The sequence below is a fragment of the Pelagibius sp. 7325 genome (assembly GCF_037652055.1).
In the GTDB taxonomy this organism is placed as follows: Bacteria; Pseudomonadota; Alphaproteobacteria; order Kiloniellales; family Kiloniellaceae; genus Pelagibius.
This window is the reverse complement of sequence record NZ_JBBKAH010000014.1, coordinates 92,367-108,675: the sequence shown is the minus strand read 5'-3', so window position 1 is coordinate 108,675 and position 16,309 is coordinate 92,367. Positions and strand designations below refer to the sequence as shown.

Here is a 16,309-nt window from a genome sequence, read left to right as displayed (position 1 = left end):
AACGTTTTTGGTTAATTTTCAGTCGGAAATCACATAATTTCCGCCGCACAATCAAACGGGAAGTCAGGCCTTCCATTTATCTCGTTTAAATTGATTTTTGGCTGGCCAAATCGGGCGCAGCGACAGCACCGGACGTCGAATACTGGCCGCGCGACGGCAAAGGGGCCCGGCGGTCTCCCACCGGGCCCCAGCGCTTTCCCCGGGCCATCCCCCTGCCCCCCCCGAAAGCCCTCCCCGGGCTTTCAGTCATGCTTCGGTCGCGTGACGGACCCGGTGCAGGCAGCCGGAGCCGTCACGCCGTCTCGACTCAGACCGTGGCGGCCTGCAGCTGTCCGCTGTCGATCAGCGACTGGATGATGTCCGCCTGGTCGACACCGCCGGCCGTGAGATTCACGCCCTCGCAGACGATGGTAACGTCGGTCCCGCTGCCGTCGCCGTTCACGTCGATGGCGATCGTCGTGTCGGTACCGTCGTAGGTGATGTTCAGGTAGCTCTGCAGTTCGGCGCCGCCGTCCGTCGGGTCCGTCCCTTCCAACACGGCGGACAGGTCCAGAACATCGCCGTCGGCCGCGCTGAAATCGGTCACCGTATCGGTCTCGCCGGCGATGAACTGGTCGGTCCAGACGAAGGTATCTGCCCCTTCGCCGCCGGTCATGGTGTCGTTGCCGGTCCCGCCGATGATGATGTCGGCACCCGACCCGCCGTCGATGAGGTCGGCGCCCTCCTGGCCGAAGATGGTGTCGTTGCCGGCGCCGCCGCTGATGGTGTCGTCACCGCCCGTGCGTCCGACACCCTCGCTGTTCACCGACTCACGGCCCAGGTCATAGGTCGCCAGATTGGCCGGATCGCGCAGGAAGTCCATGATCTCCTCGGTCACGGACTTGCCGAGGTCCTGGTCGAAGAAATCGGTGTTGTTGACCAGGTGCTGGATCACCTCCCAGCCGGAGCCGGGAACCATGGTCAGGCCCTGATCCACGGCGAGGCTGTCGGTGAAGATGGCATCGCCGAAGATGAGGTCGCTGCCGCCGTTGCCGACGATGACGTCGTCGCCGACCCCGGCAAGCTCGGTCACCTGGGACAGGCCATCCAGCACATCGGCCAGTTCCTGACCCTCGGCAATGCTGTCGGCCTCGCCCTCATCGACCTGGCTCAGCACGGCTATGCCATCGCTGTCCACATTGATGCCGATGGCATCGACCGTGCCGTTCACGCCCTTGAACGCACCGAGCAGGCCGTCGTACTCGCTGACGGTATCGGACTTGCTCGGATTGCCCGGGTGGGTAAAGGCGCCGAGCACGTGATCGAGGGCTCTTTGGGTATTCCCTTCGACGGCCACTTTGGTCGGGCTGTTTCCTTCATAGACCCGGTTGGGAAGGCCGTCCGAGACGAAGATGGTCTTGTTGAAGTCGGGGTTGTCCAGCGTGTTGGCATCATCGCTGAACCAGCCGAGCGCCGCCTGGAAGCCGGCCTCGTAGTTCGTGTTGCCCTGCGCCACATCCGTCGGTTCGTCGTCCGCGTCCAGGATGAAGTCCTTGGCCGCCTGCAACGCCGTGGCATTCACGACACCGTTGGTGATGATGTCGAACGTGTCCTGGCCGGTCACGTTGCTGTTGAAGCTCACCATGTGCAGGCGGACGGTCAGGCCCGCCGTGTCGGTCAGCTTGTCGAGCAGGCTCTCGACCGCCTGGTCCAGGGCCTCGATGCGCGTCATGGTCACGCCGTTGAACTCGATCTCCTCCTCCATGCTGTTGGAGGTGTCGAGGATCAGCGCCAGGTTCATGATTTTGCCGTCCAGCGCGCCGCCGCCGACGTCGCCGACCAGCACGTCGCCGCCGCCGTTGCCGACGATCTCGCCGGCGACCGGATCTTCGCTGGTCTCGTCGACCCGGTGAGGCGTTTGCTCGGTCGCGATGTCGTCGACGTTCTCGCCGACAACCAGCACCGGCGCCGGCTCTACCGTCGGATTGACCGTCACGGTGAACTCGTAGGTGTCCTCGTCGACGTTGTTGCCGTCGTCGCACTCCTGGCCGGAGGCACCATTGGGTCCGGCTTCGGTGGCCGCCTCCGCCGTGGTCGTCGTGACGGTCACGTCGATATCGCCGTTGAAATCCTCCGGCGGCGTCACGCTCAGGCTGGCGACCAGGTCCTGCACATCGGCGAGGTCCGCGCCCGAGGTCTCAAACGTCCAGGTGCCCTCAGGGCCTTCGGTCGGGGCCGCGATCGCGGCCGGCAGATCCCACATCAAGGTGCCGACCGACAGCATCACCACCAACCTGGTCACCGACTCCGAGCCGTCCTTGTCCGTGCCGCCCTGGGACTCGCCCGGGCCCGTGGTGCTGTCGCCGCCAAGATCGATCGCAAGGTTCAGCGCGATCTCGGTGTCCTCATCGCCCACCGCCGGCGCCGTCTGCTCGACCTCGGAACCGTCGACCACCGCGTCGACAGGGATATCGATGGTCTCTCCGCCCGTGCCCGTCTGTGACGGGTCGGTCTTGTCCTGCGCCGTCGCCGTGATCGTCACGCCCGTCAGGTCGACATCGCTGTTGGCCAGCGGCGCATCCAGGGTGAAGGAACTCGAGAAGTTCTGCACGTCGGCAGCGTCGTTGAAGGTGATGGTGATCGTCGTCAAGCCGCCCGGCGCCGTCACCGTGGCCGTGCCGTCAGTGCCCAGATCCGCGGTGATCTGGGCGATGTCGATGTCTTCCTCCGCCACGTTCGGCAGCTCGATGACGACGGTGGTCAGCTCGTCGGTGGCGTTCCCGGAGGACGCGGTGAATTCGACCACGTTGCCGAGCGAGTCTTCCTCGATGCAGTCGCCGCCGCCCGCCAAGGCGATGGACGCGCTCGGGTCGACACCGCCGCCGCCCACCGTCACCGTGAAGGCGACGGAGTCTGTCACGACGTTGTCAGTCTCATCCGGCTCGGCGCCGCTGCCCGCGACCGTCCCGGCCGGGGTGTTGGCCTCACGGCTCTCGGTCGAGATCGTCCCCGAGATGGTCCCCTCGTAGCCGCCCGGCACCTCAACCTGCAGGCCGTCCACCGCGGCCGCCAGGTCCGGGCCGCTGATCGTGTAGACCAGCGGGCCGCCCACCACGGTTGCGCCCAACGCCGTCGAGCTCAGCACCGCCCCTTCGGGCAACGCCGCGTCCAACGTCAGCGTCACTGTGGTGGTCTCCGAGCCGTCGCTATCCTCGCCGCCGGCCAGCGACAGGGCAAAGCCCGCCGAGACCTGCGTCGCATCCAGGCCGAGCCCGATGGTCTGCGCCGTGTCGCTCTCGCTGGCCCCGGCCACGCCGTCCTCACCCAGCTCCAGCGCGTGGTCCAGCACCGCGTCCACCACGATGCTCGTGGTCTGGCCGCCCGAGCCCGTCTCCGAGGCATCGGAGCTGTCCTTGGCGTTGGCCGTGATCTTGACGCCCGTCAGGTCGACGTCGCTGTCCTCGTCCGGCGCGTCCAGCGTGAAGGAGCTCGCAAAGCTCTGCACGTCGGCAGCGTCGTTGAAGGTGATGGTGATCACCGCCGTCGATCCGCTCTGGCTCAGCATCGCCGTGCCGTTGCCGCCGAGATCGGCATTGATCTGCGCGATGTCGAGGTCACCCGTCGCAACGTTGGGCAGCTCGATGACCACCGTCGTCAGCTCGTCCGTCGCATCGCCGGCGTTGGCCGAGAACGCCACCACGTTGTTCTCGGAGTCCTCCTTGATCGCCGCGGCTGCGCCCGCAAGGCCGATCGCCGCTTCCGGCGCGACCTCGCCGCCGCGCACGGTGACGGTGAAGTCGACGGAGTTGGACCACGCGTTGTCAGTCTCATCCGGCTCGGCACCGCTGCCCACGACCGTCCCGGCCGGGGTGTTGGCCTCACGGCTCTCGGCCGTGATCGTGCCCGAGATGGTGCCGTCGTAGCCGCCCGGCACCTGCACCTGCAGGCCGTCCACCGCCGCCTCGAGGTTCACCCCCGAGACGATGTAGGTCTTGCCCGTCAGGTCGCTCGGGTCCTGGGTCACCGTGCCGCCCGTCGAGGACAGCACCGCCCCCACCGGCAGAGGCTCGTCCAACGTCAGCGTTACCGTCGTCGTCTCCGAGCCATCGGTATCCGCACCGCCGGCGCCGGAACCCGTGAAGGGGTTCACAACCGAGCTGTCGAGGTTGAGGGCGAAGGTCTGCGCGCCGACCGTCTCGGCGCCGCTGTTGCTGCCGTCGCTACCTAGATCCAGCGCGTGGTCGAGGATCGCGTCGACGGTGACCGGAAAGTCGTCGGACCCCTCGGCTGAATCGAGCCCGTCGACCGCGGTCGCCGTCACCGTGAACACTGCGTCGACATCGCTGTCTTCCGGCGGGGTCGCCTGGATCGTCCCCGAGAAGTTGGTAACGCCCGGATTCAGGGTCAGCGTCAGGGTGCCGGTGCCGTCGCCCGCGACAGACGCGATCTGCCCGCCGGCCCCCGCATTCAGCACCCAGCCCGCCGGTGCCGCAACCACAACCTGGCTCAGCGTGTCCCCGAGACTGGTCGTGCTGGCCGTGACCTGGACATTGGCCGTCGTGTCTTCCTTGACGGCGCCCGCGCCCTCGACCTGAAGGCCGACACAGGGCTGGCGCGCCGCTTCGCCCAACACCAACTCGGCGTCATAGTCGAGGGCATAGTTGTTCAGGACACTGCATTCGGCGTCGGTGGGAATCTCCTTGGCCTTTGCTTCGGCGGCGAAGACAAACGGACGGCCGTCGAACACGCCACTGGCGGGCGCCGTCACCGCGAAGCTGTAGTCGAGGGTCGGGACGCCGCTGCCGAGCGTGAAGATAACCTTGCCGCCGTCGACGACCGCACTCACTCCCTCCGGCAAGCCGCCCAGATCGCCGACGGTGAAGCCGTTAGGAATGAAGACGGTGACCGTGTGCTGCTCGGATCCGTCCTCCGCATCGCCGAAGCTCGCCTGGACCTTGACCGTGCCGGTCTCGCCGGCGGCGAACTGGTTGCCGGCATCGGCCGGGTCGTCGTTCACCGTGATATTCACCGCGACCGGATCGGCCACCGCATCCACATTCACATCCGCGACCGCAGGAGCGGAGGCCGCCGTGTCGCCGCTGTCCGGGTCCTCTGCCGTGGCCGTGAAGATGATGTCATCGCCCATCACGGTGGCAACGTCGACGTCGCTGTCGGCCGGCGGCGCCAGGGTCACCGTCAGCGTCACCGAGCCCGGCTCGCCGGCTGTCGTATAGATCCCCGTGACCGGATCGAAGCTGCCACCGTCATTGCCGACTACGGAGACCGTCCAGCCCTGCTCGGCGCCGGGCAGATTCTCCACCTCGATCTGGCTGATGAAGTCGTCGCCCTTGGCGTCGACCTTCACCTTGAATTCGCCCTGCCCGTCTTCCTTGATGCACAGCGGCTTGCCGTGGAGCATCACCGCCACTTTCGGCGGCAGTGCCGGGTCAAGTGTCACCCGGTCCTTCGCCGTGGCAACGGCGGTGTTGTTCGACGTCGTGCACTCCGCATCGCCCGTGGCCTGCTCGACGGCCTTGGCCTTGGCCACCCACTGCACAGTCTTGTCGAGAGCCAGGTCATCCTTCGCCGCGATCTGGAGAACGGCCTCGAAGTTGGCCTCGCCCGTCACGACCCAGGTGACGGTATTGCCGTCCAGCGTACCGCCGGCTGTGTCGGTCACCGTGAAGCCATAGGGCACCTTCACCGTAACCGTGTGCGCCTCGGAACCGTCGAGGTCGCCGAAGGTGGCATTCACCTTCACCGTGCCGGCCTCGCCCGGGGCGAAAGCTTCGTCGCCGCTCGCGCTCACCGCGTCAACCGCGACCGTCACCGCGTCGGCCACCGCGTCGACCTTCACGACGATCGCGGCATCGGTCTCGTGCGTCTCGACCAGGGCGCCGACGCCGTCGTCGTCGTACTCGGTGGTCGTGGTAGTGATGTTGATGGTGAAATCGCCGTCCGCATGCAGCGGCAGCTTCACGCCGAGGCCGGCGAGGTCGACCGCGTCGACGCCCGGCTCGAAGGTCAGCACCAGCTGGCCCTCGGCGAAGCTCACCACACCGCCGGCGATGACGTCGTCTGCCTCCAGGACCTCGCCCAGACCATCGACGAAGGCGGTGCCTTCCGGCGCGCCGTCGAGGCTGAGAATCACCTTGGTGATCTTCTCCGAACCGTCGCTGTCCTGCGGCTGCGCGGTGAAGAACACGGGCACCGTCAACGGACCGGCGCCCGCCTGGCCGTGGACCGACCCGACGCCATCCTCGAACAGCGAAAGCGTCAGGGTGTTGCCGTCGACCTGCTGGCCGCGACAACCGCAGCCCGGGAGATTTTCGTAGTCGCCGAAGCTGATGGCGGCAGGCCCGGCCACGCCGGCGACCTGCACCTCGAAGCTGGTCTCCGTGGTCCGCGACTCGCAGGCCACGGCGCCTTCCGTGTTGACCTCGGTGGTGGTCGCCGCGAATTCGACCGTGAAGTCGCTGCTGTCATCGACCGGCAGCTTCACGTGGACGAGGCCGGAGATGTCGATGTCGTAGCCGGCGGTCTCGTGGCCGTCGAAGGTGAGGGTCAGGCAGGAACCGTCGATGTCGACGCCCGCAGTCACGAAAACGCCCTCGGCGACCTCGATCTGCAGCGGCCCGACCAGCGGGTGACCTTCGGCATCGACGAACTCGGCAAACTCGTCGGCGCCCACGAGGCTGACCTTCAGCTGGGTGATGCCCTCGGAGCCGTCGCGGTCGATCAGGGTCGCGCCCAGCGAGCCGAGCGGAATGACCAGGCCGGTCTCGCCGCTGTCCGCGCCATGCTTGGTCGGGTCGGACTCGTCATCCTCGGCGAAGGAGAGGGACTCGTCCGTCGCCGTCAGCAGGGCGCCGTCGGCGACCGCCTGGACCTCGACGTTCAGCACCGCCTGCTGCGTCGCCTCGTTGTTGTCGAGGGTCAGCTCGCCGTCGATGACGAACTCCTGCGCCGTCACCTCCAGGTTCAGCTGGAAGTCGTCGTCGCTGTGCTGCGGCAGGCGCACCTGGAACGGCGTGTCGGAGCCGCTCGACAGGTCGACCTCCTGCACGCGCAGCTCGGGCGCGAACGTCAGCGTCAGCACACCGCCGCTGATCTCGATGGTCGCTGTGGCGAAGCCCGTGGAGCCGTCGGCGAAGGTGGCGGCGACCTCGACGAACTCGCCATCGACCAGCACCTGGCCGCCGATCATGAAGCTGGTGGCGGTCTCATCGCCTGTCGCGGACAGCGGCACCTGAAGGCCGTTCTGATCCACGGGGCAGTATTCTTCACGGGTCGCGACGGTGATCTTGGTCAGGCTCTCCGAGCCGTCGATGTCGGTGACGGCCGCGGTGAAGCCGGCACCGAAGATCGGCGCGCCGTCGGTCGGGCAGCATCCCTCGCCGCCGTCGGTGCCGTTGTCCTCCTTGTAGACGACCTTGGAGACGACGATCTTGCAGCCGTCATCCTCGCAGCCGCCGTAATAGTCGCCGTAGTCCCCCTGGCCGCCGCCCTGCCCGTAGCCGCCTTCGCCACCGTCGGCCTCGCCGTCCAGCCCGATCGCGGGCTTGTCGGCCACCGAGTCGATGATCGCCGTCGCCGAACCGGTGATGACCGCGCTCGCGCCGCTGTCGGGATCGACGATGGTCGCCGTGACGGTCAGCGGGATGTCGTCGCCGCTGTCCTCCAGCGGCAGCAGGTGGAGCCCGGAGGCGAGGTCCGCCGGGGTCAGTGCCGGCGACGAGCCGCTCGAGGTATCCACCGCGACGCCGCCGACGAACAGCGTGGCACCGGCCGGGATGCCGGAAATCACCAGGGTGACCAGTTCCTCGTTGTCGGCCGGCGTGAAGCCGATGAGGATCTCCATCGGAAAGGTCGCCGGGTCGCAGACGTCCTGGTTCGGCTGCCAGTCCTCAAAGCCGCCTTCCCAAGTGTTCACCGCGCCCTCGCCGCCATCCGTATCGGTGCGGAAGGTCAGCGCGATCTCGCCCTCGGCCGGATCGAGAAAGGTGATCTCGTCCTCCAGCTCGATCAGACGGAACTGCAGCGCCGTCGGCGGGATCACGCCCTGCGCCACCAGCAGGTCGAGGATGCCGCCCAGATTATCGTCGTAAAAGGACGCGCCGCCGCCCGTCGCGTCCGGACCGGCAGACACCTCATCCAGCGGGGCCTCACCCTGGCCCGCCAGCGCCAGCGCCTGGCCCAGCAACACGTCGGAGCCGATTTCGGCGCCACCGATCTGGAAGGTCGGCGCATCGCCGGCCTCAACGATGTCGACCAGATCGAGGAACACGATCTGGCTGTCCGGCGTCCCGTCGCCGTTGTCATCGAAGGCAAGGGCGAAGTTGTCGCCCTGCACCTGGACCTGCGCGTCACCCGGCGCGAAGTCCAGGACGTAGGTCTGTCCGGGAGCAACCTGGATCTCGACGGTCTGGCCGGGTGCCGGGCGGCTGACGACGATCGCCTCGCCGGCCTGGCCGACGGCCACAGCGCCCATCGTCTGGGTGCCCTCGGCACCCATGCCCTGGGTGCCCTCGGCACCGGAAGTAAACGCCTCGGCGGACTCGGTCACGTTGGCTTCCTGCGCTTCGTAACCGCGGGTGAGATCGTCCGTCATGCTGTTATCTCCCGAATAACAACCCGCCGCCCCACAGACAGGTGCGCACCACTCAATATGCGGTGCAGGTGGCGCCGGCTCGCGCCCCACGCGAAAACACCGGCTAAAAAGCTGGCGGAGTTTGTGAGAATCTTGTGGCGCTTACAAGATGACTTCGTTGAATATCCATATATAATAGTATGAGGTCATTGCGCCCTATAGTTAACGCCGCAGGCTACCGCAACAGTGAAATACTTATATAGTATTGATTATTATATATTTTATTGTGTTTTTCCAGGAGAGACCGTTAACCGCGCTGTGGTGATCTTGTGATGGTCAACCTGCCGGCTGCGCGATTGAAGGTGACGGTCGCAAATACCGGAGACCTCGCCGCCCCGCTGCGGGACCACGTCATTCATTCTCTGGTTGTAGTGCTCTGAAGGACCCGGATGCCGGCCGGGACTCACCTCTGTCTGGCGAGCAGGCCGGTGGCGAGGTACCGGAAGGCCTCGACAGCTTTCGGCAGGACCTCTTTCGGAGCGTCACTGGCCGCGATCCACAGGGCCGCATTGAGCGCCGCCCCGTTCAGAAGCCGCGCCGCGGCCTCCGCATCCACCGGCTTCAGAATCCCCCGCGCGATCAGCCGCTGCACAGTCTGCGTTGTCGCCTGCAGGCAGCTGTTCTGGCTCGGCCATTGCGACGGATCGCCGAGGAATGCCGGGCCGTCGAGCAGGACGATGCGCTGGACCTCGGGATCGAGCGCCATCTCGATATAGGCAGCCCCCTCCGCCAGCAGCCCCTCCCAGTCGTCATCCGCCCGGGCGGCGATCTCCTGCGCGCGCGCGGCCATTTCGGCGTCGATCTGGTTGACGACGGCAGCCAGAAGTCCGCGCTTGTCCCCAAAGTTGTGATAGAGCGCGCCCCGTGTCAGGCCGGCCTCGGCGGTCAGCTCATCCATGGACGCGGCAGCGTACCCCTTCTCGGCAAAGGCTCTGCGCGCGGCGGTAATCAGCTTTGCGCGGTTCTCCTCCATCGTTTCGACGCGTCGCCGTGCCATCGTGGCCCCTCCCATTTTCATATACGTAATGTATATGGGTTGACATACGCTGCGTATGCCCAATATTTCGCATACAAGGCGTATATCAGACGACGCGGCGGCGTGTGAAGCACTCGATGCTCGGCGTAGCGCGGGTCGACTGCCCCGCCCAGCAATGATGAGAAGGCTCAAAAGATGACGCAGCGCGACGCAGTATTTCCGGCCGACAGGCATGCCCTCTACGAGGCTCACGGCTATTCGGCTGCCATCCGCAGCGGCGATCTGCTCTTCGTCTCCGGGCAGGTCGGCAGCCGCGCCGACGGTACTCCCGAACCGGATTTTGGGCGTCAGGTTCAGCTGGCCTTCGAGAACCTCCGGGCCACGCTGAAAGCCGCGGGCTGCAGCTTCGACGATATCGTCGATGTGACGACATTCCACACCGATCCCGAGCAGCAGTTCGAGACCATCATGGCCGTCAAGAACCAGGTCTTCAGCGATCCGCCCTATCCCAACTGGACCGCAATCGGGGTGAACTGGCTCGCCGGCTTCGATTTCGAGATCAAGGTGATCGCGCGCATTCCTGATCAGGCATAGGGCGTTTCTGCCGGCGCGATGCTGGTTTCAGGACGCGTGAGGATCAGCCGCTTTGGCAAGGCAAAGAAAAGGCCCCCGAAGGATGCACCTCCGGGGGCCTGTCTTTTCGCGGGTTCGCGTCTCCGGTTTCCGGAGGCGACGACGCCGCCTTTGCTCAGTTCAGGTTGATCACGACCGCGCGGTTGCCTTCCTCGCGCACGCCGTCTTCCGTCGGCACCAGGGGCTGGGTCTCACCGACCGCTTCACCGCTGATGCGGACCGGATCGACACCACCGCTCACCAGCTCTTCGATGACGCGGTTGGCGCGGCGCTCGGAGAGGGTCTGGTTATAGGCCACCGGGCCGGAACGGTCGGCGTGGCCGACGATCTTCAGCGCGGTGCCCGGATTGGCCAGGGCCGCATCCAGGGCCTCGCGCACCACGGTCTGGTTGCCCGGGGCGTACTCGGAGCTGTCGAAGTTGAACAGCGCGATGAACTGCATCTGCGACGGGGTCGCAGCAGCCATCGCCGGCGCCGGCGTGCTGTAATCGATGTCGGTCAGCGCGTAGTTGGCCTGGGACTCAAGGGCCGCCATGGCCTGCTCGAAAGCCGACCGGCAAGCCTCGGCATCGTCGCTGCGGCCGTCTTCGGTCGCCTCGATCCAGCAGTCGTACTTCACCTGGGCGGTGGCGGCATCCTGCGGGGCCAGATAGCGGCCGCCCTGGTCGAAGCCGCTGCGCAGGCGCTCGATGGCATCCTGGAAGGTGGCCGCCTGCTCTTCGGTCAGATCGCGGTCCATCGGCTCGTCCGGCAGCACGATGGAGTTTTTCTGCGCGGTGCGAGCCTTGTGATTGAACAGCTCGCCGTCGGCGAAGTCCCAGTCAGCCCCGAGCCAGCCGGAAGAGCGATCCTCGGACAGCTCGGCATAGCCGGAATAGAGCGCCTGGTTGAAAGCGATGCCGTTCGCTTCGAGGTCCAGTCCGCTGCGCGTATCGAAGACACTGCCGAAAGGATGGTCCCACAGCGGCGTGCCGGGAACGTTGAACGGCGTAATCGCATTGGCCGGCGCAGCCAGAGAAACCGCGACCGCCAAACCGGCGCCAACGATAATACCTTTCGCCTTCATATCGGCTTTCCCCTTTGAAAATTCCCCTGCGCTGGGCGTCGTGCAGGCCCTGCACAACACCCTGCAGATTACATGATTAACACATTGCAGAGCGGTATAGCTAGATTCTCGATGGGGCGCAAGCAAAGCCGCCGCAACGGTTTGAATTAACTAGTGTTTACGGGACTGCAATTGGGAGGTGTCCGGAACCTCCCGCGCGTGTGCCTTGGGTTGCAGTTCCCGCTATGGTGCTATTTCGTCAGTTTGCCGCAGGCACCAGATTCCGCCGCTTTAGGCCGGCCAGCCGGTCGGCGGCATTGCGATCACCCTGGGCGGCGGCAAGTTCATACCAGCGGGCCGCTTCCAGGAAGTTCGTCGCCACCCCTTCGCCCTGTTCATAAAGCAGGCCGAGGTTGAACTGCGCCTGCGGATGGCCCTGGTCGGCGGCGGCACGCCACCAGCGCGCGGCCTCGGCGGGGTTCTTCGCGACACCCTCGCCGCGCATGTAATAAAACCCTAGGTTCGACTGGGCACGCGCTTCGCCCTGTTCGGCGGCCCGCAGGGTCCAGCGGGCGGCTTCCCTGTAGTCCCGTTGCACCCCGTCCCCGCGGTAGTAGCGCACGCCGAGGCTCGCCTGGGCCAGCATATCGCCGCCCTCTGCCATGCGGACCAGACGGTCCACCTCGCTTTCGTTGGGCCGCGCCGCCTGCTGGCTGGCGTCGAGGGCGGATTGCAGCGTTGATTGCGGCGCCGGCTCTCGCGCCGACGCCACGGCCCGCGCCCGTGTCGCGGCGGCTTCCGCCGCGGCGCGGTCCGCGGCGGCCTTTTCCGCCGCCTGCTCGGCGGCAGCCTTCTCCGCCGCCTGCTCGGCGGCGGCCTTCTCCGCCGCCTGCTCGGCGGCAAGGCGCTGCGCCTCGGCGCGCACCGGCGCGGCCTGGGCGCTCAGCGCGCCGCGAGCCTCCGGCAGCAGATAGCCCGTCTCCTCGAGGCCGGCGGATGCCTGGTAAGCCTCGATGCTCGCGCGCGTGCCCGGCCCGAAGTCGCCATCGATGCCGCCGGAATAGTGGCCCAGCGCCCGCAGGTCGCGCTGGATCTCGCGGCGCTGCTCCAGGGTCAGGTCGGTTTCCGCGGCCCGCAGCATCGCCAGCTGCAGGTCCGCTGCGGAGGCTTGCTGCTGTGCCGCCGCTGCCGCGGCGAGCTTCGCCTCCTCGGCTGCCTTGGCCTCTTCGGCGGCTTTGGCTTCTGCCGCCGCCCTTGCCTCCTCGGCAGCCTGCGCCTCGGCAGCCAGTCGTGCTTCCTCTGCAGCCTGTGCCTCGGTGGCCAGCCGCGCCTCCTCGGCAGCCTTCGCCTCGGCAGCCACACGCGCCTCTTCGGCGGCGACAACCTCGGCGGCGAGCCGTGCCTCTTCCGCTGCCTTCGCCTCGGCGGCCACACGCGCCTCTTCGGCGGCGACAGCCTCGGCGGCGAGCCGCGCCTCTTCCGCTTCGGCTGCCTTCGTCTCAGCGGCCAGCCGGGCGGCTTCTTCGGCGGCCTTCGCCTCCGCCGCCAGCCGTGCCTCTTCCGCGGCCGCCGCCTCGGCTGCGAGGCGTTCCTCTTCCTCGGCGGCCCTGACCTCTGCAAGCCGCGCTTCCTCGGCGGCTTCGGCCGCGGCAGCCGTTGCCTCCGCCGATCCACCGGCCGGTGCCGGTTCCACCGGCTCGGCAGCCGTCGGCGCGGGCGCAGCGGGCGTTTGGGCAACAGGCGCCTGGGCGGCCAGGGTATCCGGTGCCCTGCTGCTCTCCTGCCAGACGAAATAACCACCCGCCGCGATGGCCGTGATGCCGGCGGCCAGGGCCGGTGCGAGCCAGCGGCGCTGCCCCGCCTCAGGGGGCGGGGCCGAGTGCCGCGCCGCCGGTTCGGCGGCCAGCGGTGTGGCGCCAGAAGGCTGGGACACCGCCGGCGCTGGCGTGCTCTGCCCCGCCGCTGCCGATTCTGCCTCGCGCAGGCGCTCGTCGAGACCGACGACGTCGCGCATCGACTGCGGGCGGTCGGCGGGGTCGGGCTCCAGCATGGAGCCGAGCTCCGGGCGCAGTTCCGGCGGCACCGAGGTGAAGTCGGGAATGCGCTTGCGCGCTTCGATGACCGAGACCAGCGACTCGTTGATCTCGCCCATGTTGAGCGCCTTGCCGGTCGCCGCCGTCGCCAGCACCAGGCCCAGGCTGTAGACGTCCGAGCGGCCGTCGACCTGGCCGCCGTAGAGACCGATCTGCTCGGGCGAGGCGTAGGCATAGCGCCCGGCAAAGTCGTCGCCGATGATCGTGGTGGCCGAGGAATCGGCCAGCTTGGCGATGCCGAAGTCGATGATCTTCGCGTGTTCCAGGTCGCCGTGGCCGAGGATGATGTTGTCCGGCGACATGTCGCGGTGGATGACGCCCTTGTCGTGCGCCGCGGCGAGGCCGCGGGCCAGGCGGTCGCGCAGCCGACGCACCTCGTCCAGGGTCAGCACGCGGCTTTCCAGGAACTGGGTCAGCGACGGCCCGTCGACGAACTCCATGACCAGGTAGACGCGGCCTTCCTCGTCGCGCAGCACCCCGTCGTAGCCGACGATGGCGTCGTCGCGCACGGTGCGCAGTACCGAGGCCTCGCGGCGGAACAGCTCCATGATCTTTTCGCTGCTGGCCAGGTCCGGCCGAACGATCTTGATGGCGTGCTCGGTGCCGATCTCGGTATGGCGGGTCTTGTAGACCTCGCCCATGCCGCCGCGCGCCAGCAAAGCCTCCACCTGGTAGGTGAAGCAGATCAGGCTGCCGACCTCGAAAAGCGGCGGCTGCTGGTAGCCGCGGGAGGAAGCGCCGAACCCGCTGGAAGACCCGCGGGCGCTTTTGGGATCGTCACTCATCACTATGGTCTCGCATCGCCCAGGCGGCTCGCGCGGCCCCGGCCCTGGCCCTGGGTCGCGACCCCGGCGAAGCGGCCGCCGGCGCACCCCGCCGGGCTGTCTTTAGCACCTTTGTCCGGCGCATCGCCAGCGCCGCCAGCACCCTGCCGCTCATGCCCCTGCGCCCCGCCGCCCGTCTCTTTTCGCGCGGTTCATTTTTTGGTCGTCTCCGCCGGGATGCCGATCAGGATCACCGTCACGTTGTCGCTGCCGCCATGATCGAGCGCCAGGGAGATGAGCCGGTCGACCGCCGCCTGGCCCTGCCCGTTCACCGCCGGATTGTTCGACAGTACACGGGCGATTTCCGCATCGCCGACCTCCGAGGTCAGGCCGTCGCTGCACAGCAGCAGCCCCTCGCCCGGCGCCAGCGATCCGCTCACCTGTTCCGACGCCGCGGCGGTGCCGTCGGGGCCGCCCAGCACCCGGGTGATGACGCTGCGCTGCGGATGCAGGCGGGCGTCCTCGTCGCTGATCAATCCGGCGTCCATCAGTTCCTGAACCCGCGAGTGATCGTGCGACAGCCGGCGCAGTCCGTCGCCCCACAGATAGGCGCGCGCATCGCCGACCCAGGCCACCTTGTAGGCGCTGCCCTGCAACTGGGCGGCCACCACGGTGGAGCCCATGCCCGGCTTGCCGTGGCCCGAGGCCGCCGCCTTGAGGACCGAGCGGTTGGCCGCGGCGATCGCCGCGTCCAGCTCGGCACCGCCCTCGATCTCCTTGGCAATAGTATCGACGACGATGGCGCTGGCGACCTCACCCGCGGCGGCGCCGCCCATGCCGTCGGCAACCACCCAGAGGCCGAGGTCCTCGCGCGCGGCGAAGCTGTCCTCGTTGTGGCGGCGCACCCGCCCGACATCGCTGTGGACACCCAGCGTGGCCGCTATACCGGTCTCGGCTTTTCCTGCGCCTTGGCCGTCCTGCAGCATCCGCACCGCCCCCGTCTTTTGCTCTGCTAGTTTGCCCGCGACTCGCTTCCCGCGAGCCCTATCTCGAAAAGTATGAAACAGGGGGGCGAAGCGGTAAAGCCGCCTGCCGAGCCCTGTCCCGGCGCCGGCCGCTTTCGCTCAGGGCATCCTGAAGGAGACGCCGTCGTCCTCGGCCAGCTCCGGCTCACGGCCCAGGAAGATCGACCCGCTGCCGGTCAGCTGCACCATCTCGCGCTTCACGAAGACGACCTCGCCCACGGTGTTGCGCACATAGGTGCCGTTGGTGCTGTGATCCTTCAGGAAGACCTTGCCGCGCACCGCCTGGATCGTGGCATGCCGCCGTGACGCATAGGAGCTGTCGATCACCAGGTCGCAGGTATCCTGGCGGCCGAGCACGAACTCGGGCATCGGCTCCTCCAAGGTGAAAGCCATCTCGCGGTAGCTCAGGGCGAGGCTGAGCACGTCGCTCTCGGCGGCCACCAGCGGGGCGCGGATCACCGTGACGTTCTCTTCCTCGGTGATCACCATGTAGACGCCGACCGGCTCCTTCTTGCCTTTGACCGAGGCCTTGTCGAGCCAGCGTGTCGCCGCGCGCAGGCCCGGCGACAGGCGCACCACGGTATCCTCGGTCACCAGGATCTCGCCGGCCTTGGCCAAGTCGGCCACCCGCGCGGCGACGTTGACCGTGTCGCCGTAGAAGTCGCCGTCGTACTCGATGACCGGGCCAAAATGGAAACCGGCGTGAATCGAGACCGGCGTGCGCTTCTGCGCGTCGCGCATCAGGGTAGCGGCACGGAAGGCCTCGTCGGGGGTCGCGAAGACGCACATGACCCCGTCGCCGGAGGTCTTCACGGTGCGGCCGCCGGCCAGCCCCGCCTGAGCGTCGAGAATCGTCAGGCATTGGGCGGTCAGACGATGAGCCGTCTCGTCGCCGTGGGTTTCGTAGAGCTTCGTGCTGCCATCGATGTCCGCGAATAGCACCGCGAGGGTCTGGCTGGCTTTAGCTGCGCTATCCGACGATCCGTCGTTCATGGAGCCCTATACACTGAAAACGCCTGTGTCCGCCCCAAGTCGGCTGACGGCAACACTATCTAGCAAATCGGGCCCCGGCTGTGGACATTATTTCGCTGCCCTACAACACCTTAGGTCCGGGTCTCAGGCAGGGGACCACCGGCCGTTGCGG

7 protein-coding genes are annotated in these 16,309 nt (G+C 67.4%); 1 reads left to right on the top strand and 6 read right to left on the bottom strand.

Annotation, left to right across the window (positions count from 1 at the left end; genetic code table 11):
- Window positions 1-307: 307 nt before the first annotated feature.
- Both WDC82_RS24065 and WDC82_RS24060 read right to left on the bottom strand, forming a co-directional pair.
- Window positions 308-8,590, bottom strand: coding sequence for a type I secretion C-terminal target domain-containing protein (locus WDC82_RS24065; protein WP_340119974.1), 8,283 nt, complete (start codon window positions 8,588-8,590; stop codon window positions 308-310).
- 442 nt (window positions 8,591-9,032) lie between these two features.
- Complete coding sequence (locus WDC82_RS24060) at window positions 9,033-9,626, bottom strand: TetR/AcrR family transcriptional regulator (RefSeq protein WP_340119973.1); 594 nt, start codon at window positions 9,624-9,626, stop codon at window positions 9,033-9,035.
- Between the two features lie 174 nt (window positions 9,627-9,800).
- Between WDC82_RS24060 and WDC82_RS24055 the strand changes: the two genes are divergently transcribed.
- The gene (locus tag WDC82_RS24055; protein ID WP_340119972.1) at window positions 9,801-10,199 is read left to right on the top strand and encodes a RidA family protein; all 399 of its coding nucleotides are present in this window, start codon (window positions 9,801-9,803) and stop codon (window positions 10,197-10,199) included.
- 154 nt (window positions 10,200-10,353) lie between these two features.
- Here WDC82_RS24055 and WDC82_RS24050 read toward each other — a convergent pair whose 3' ends face one another.
- The 4 genes from WDC82_RS24050 to WDC82_RS24035 all read right to left on the bottom strand — a co-directional run bounded on the left by WDC82_RS24050 (window position 10,354) and on the right by WDC82_RS24035 (window position 16,158).
- Window positions 10,354-11,304, bottom strand: coding sequence for an OmpA family protein (locus WDC82_RS24050; RefSeq protein ID WP_340119971.1), 951 nt, complete (start codon window positions 11,302-11,304; stop codon window positions 10,354-10,356).
- A 238-nt stretch (window positions 11,305-11,542) separates the two neighbouring features.
- Window positions 11,543-14,161, bottom strand: coding sequence for a protein kinase (locus WDC82_RS24045; protein WP_340119970.1), 2,619 nt, complete (start codon window positions 14,159-14,161; stop codon window positions 11,543-11,545).
- A gap of 191 nt (window positions 14,162-14,352) precedes the next feature.
- A complete protein-coding gene (locus tag WDC82_RS24040) occupies window positions 14,353-15,126 on the bottom strand; it encodes a protein phosphatase 2C domain-containing protein (RefSeq protein WP_340119969.1) in 774 nt (257 codons plus the stop codon).
- A gap of 138 nt (window positions 15,127-15,264) precedes the next feature.
- A complete protein-coding gene (locus WDC82_RS24035; protein WP_340119967.1) occupies window positions 15,265-16,158 on the bottom strand; it encodes an adenylate/guanylate cyclase domain-containing protein in 894 nt (297 codons plus the stop codon).
- Window positions 16,159-16,309: the final 151 nt, after the last annotated feature.

Excerpts from the sequence above, each read along its gene's own strand:
- WDC82_RS24045 (WP_340119970.1), bottom strand. The coding sequence starts at position 14,161 with ATGAGTGACGATCCCAAAAGCGCCCGCGGGTCTTCCAGCGGGTTCGGC.
- WDC82_RS24050 (WP_340119971.1), bottom strand. The coding sequence starts at position 11,304 with ATGAAGGCGAAAGGTATTATCGTTGGCGCCGGTTTGGCGGTCGCGGTT.
- WDC82_RS24035 (WP_340119967.1), bottom strand. The coding sequence starts at position 16,158 with ATGAACGACGGATCGTCGGATAGCGCAGCTAAAGCCAGCCAGACCCTC.
- WDC82_RS24065 (WP_340119974.1), bottom strand. The coding sequence starts at position 8,590 with ATGACGGACGATCTCACCCGCGGTTACGAAGCGCAGGAAGCCAACGTG.
- WDC82_RS24040 (WP_340119969.1), bottom strand. The coding sequence starts at position 15,126 with ATGCTGCAGGACGGCCAAGGCGCAGGAAAAGCCGAGACCGGTATAGCG.
- WDC82_RS24055 (WP_340119972.1), top strand. The coding sequence starts at position 9,801 with ATGACGCAGCGCGACGCAGTATTTCCGGCCGACAGGCATGCCCTCTAC.
- WDC82_RS24060 (WP_340119973.1), bottom strand. The coding sequence starts at position 9,626 with ATGGCACGGCGACGCGTCGAAACGATGGAGGAGAACCGCGCAAAGCTG.